Annotated in this window: 2 protein-coding genes and 1 pseudogene; 1 reads left to right on the top strand and 2 read right to left on the bottom strand. The window is 65.1% G+C overall.

Annotated features, from left to right (window positions below; translation table 11 throughout):
* Positions 1-91: 91 nt before the first annotated feature.
* Positions 92-401: pseudogene (locus WDW90_RS36525) on the top strand (hypothetical protein); the annotation flags it as partial.
* Positions 402-476: 75 nt separating this feature from the next.
* Here WDW90_RS36525 and WDW90_RS36520 read toward each other — a convergent pair.
* Positions 477-1,664, bottom strand: a complete 1,188-nt coding sequence (locus tag WDW90_RS36520) for a DUF2382 domain-containing protein (protein WP_336492625.1) — start codon at positions 1,662-1,664, stop codon at positions 477-479.
* A 205-nt stretch (positions 1,665-1,869) separates the two neighbouring features.
* Positions 1,870-2,199, bottom strand: a 330-nt coding sequence (locus WDW90_RS36515; protein WP_336492624.1) for a phasin family protein, incomplete at its 5' end; no start/stop codon positions are given.

Below are 2,199 nucleotides of genomic sequence, written 5' to 3'. Positions count from 1 at the left end.
CGACAGTGCTCACCTGGTTCATGGACGCCTCCTGGAGTGGGCTCTAACACCACCACTCTGGCACGCTGATGCCGTCGGGGGCGTCCACACCATCACGCCTCTCGGAGATGGCCGCTGGTGGGACGTTGCTACGGGCTCCTGGCGCAATGGTCAGGGTCAGGTGCTTCGGGTTCTGCCGACCGCCGAGGAGGTGGCCGGCGTTCGGATGACGAAGGTGGTGCTGGCCGACCGCCCACCGGGACCATGACACTACGAACAATGTGAGCGCGAACCTCGCTGCCTTCTGCCAGCGCTGTCATCTGCTCCACGATCGGCCCGAACACCGGCGACGGCGATGGCTCACGTTGTTTCGGAGGAAGGCGCTGGGGGACTTGTTCCGTGGGCCGTACTCTGGCCCATAAGGCCAGCAATGGTCCACGAAGAGGAAAGCCCGCGGTCGGTTTTGACCGCGGCCCGCTTGTGTCGGCTACCGGCACCTACTTGCGGCTGTAAGCGAGGGCAGCCCGCCTGTTGCCGGAGCGCCCGCTCGCGCCCGAGATCTCGACCTCATCCCGCCGGATCGTGTCCCGCACAGTCTCAACACGCTGCGTGCGCTCCCGCCGGACCACAACCTCTTCCCTGACCCTTACCCCCTTGGCCACGAGCGGCACCTCAGAGGTTTCCACCATCTCGACGGTGAGCTCGGTCAAGGTCTCTCCGCTTGCTTGATCGGTGACGGGCCGACGCCGCTCAACCACCACCTTCTCGTCATACAGCGTCACCTGCTGCTCGGCCGGGACCTCGACGACATAGCGGCGGACCCTGGTCGTGCCGCTGTTCTCGGTGCGCTTGCCCACGATCAGCGTCTCTTCCGCCAACGGGATGACTTCCTCGTCCTGGGTCGACAGCTGGTTCCCGGATGCCGAGGCATTGCTGGAGCGCGCCAGGGAACGACCCGACGGCAGGCCCCAGAACCCAAACATCGCATCAAAGAACAGCGAGCCCGTGCTCAAAGGGGCGGTCGCGACACGCTGAACGGTCTCTGCAGCGCTCTGGGCCACCTGGCGGGAGCTCTCGGCGGCAGCTTCAGCAGTCTGTGCCACCTGCTCGGCCGTCCGCCGGGCAGCCTCGCGGCTCTCCCGCTCGCGCTCGGCGGCTTCCTTCTGCTCGGCGAGGAGCTTGTCGGCCTGCTCGCGCTCTTGCCTCTGCTCGGCCCGGCGCTGCTCAGCCTCGGCCCGCTTGGCTTCTTCGACTTCGGCCTTACCCTCCTCGATTTTCTCGACGATGGCCTGTGCCTCCTCGTCACTCAGCGCCTTCAGGACTGCCGGGAGCAGCTCCTTGCGCTCATCCCGCACGCTCTGCTGGAAAACCTTCCGCAGCTCGGCGATCTTCGGGCCAAACTCCTCGCTGCCCTTGGGCGTCTGCTCCAGCTCAGCCAGCAGCTTGCGGGTTTGTTTGTTGTCGTTCAGGGCGGCGCTGACGAGGTCCTTGGTTTCCTTGTGCTTGCGGAGAACCGGGAACAGGTGCTCCTCTTCCAGCTGGGCCAGGAGCTCCAGCTCGGTCTTGAGGTCACCCAGAAGGCGCTCGCGCGTCTTCACCGCATTGTCCGAGGTGCCGGCGAGGGCCGTGAAGAGCTCGTTCGCCTTCGTGGGGCTGGTTTGGATCAACTGCCTGATCGTGTTCATTGTTTTCCTCGTAGCATGTTGGAAAGTGTTTTATCGCCGCGCGGCTAATCTGACTATTTTTCTGCTTGGCCGGCTTCGGTTGTAAATTTACGAGCGGCGTGACTGCAGAAACAATCGTCAGTCCAGGCTGCCTGGTAAAGGCGATCTGACGCCGCCCTCTGGTTTGCCGCCGAGCCCCGATGTGCGCGGGCCAGGTGGTGACACCTCAGCGCACGGCGGTCGGGCTCTGCTGGGCCATGCTGGAGAAGGTCTTGCTGGCCTCCTCGACCGCACGGATCGAGGTCTGGGCGATGGTGCGGCTGTCCTGCACCGTGTGCTGCAGGCCCTCGCGAGCCAGCTCGCTTTGGATGGCAGCAAACTCCTGGACGGACCTGGCCTGGGTCAGCCGGTTCAGCCCGTCGAGATTGCGCCGCCACTGCTTCTGGCTCAGCTCGAACCAGCTGCGCGAGGCATCCTGGTAGGCTTGGGTCAGGACCGTGCCGCAGCGCGTGACGGCCTCCAGGTTTTGCTTGGACTGGCGGGCGAGGCGCTCGCT

Origin of the sequence: Methylobacterium nigriterrae, from assembly GCF_037106235.1 — a bacterium.
Lineage (GTDB): Bacteria > Pseudomonadota > Alphaproteobacteria > Rhizobiales > Beijerinckiaceae > Methylobacterium > Methylobacterium nigriterrae.
The sequence above is the reverse complement of the archived record's forward strand: the minus strand, read 5'-3'. Positions and strand labels throughout refer to the sequence as shown.

What these genes read in the sequence shown, in the direction of transcription:
- WDW90_RS36520 (WP_336492625.1), bottom strand. Translation starts at nt 1,664, where the DNA reads ATGAACACGATCAGGCAGTTGATCCAAACCAGCCCCACGAAGGCGAAC.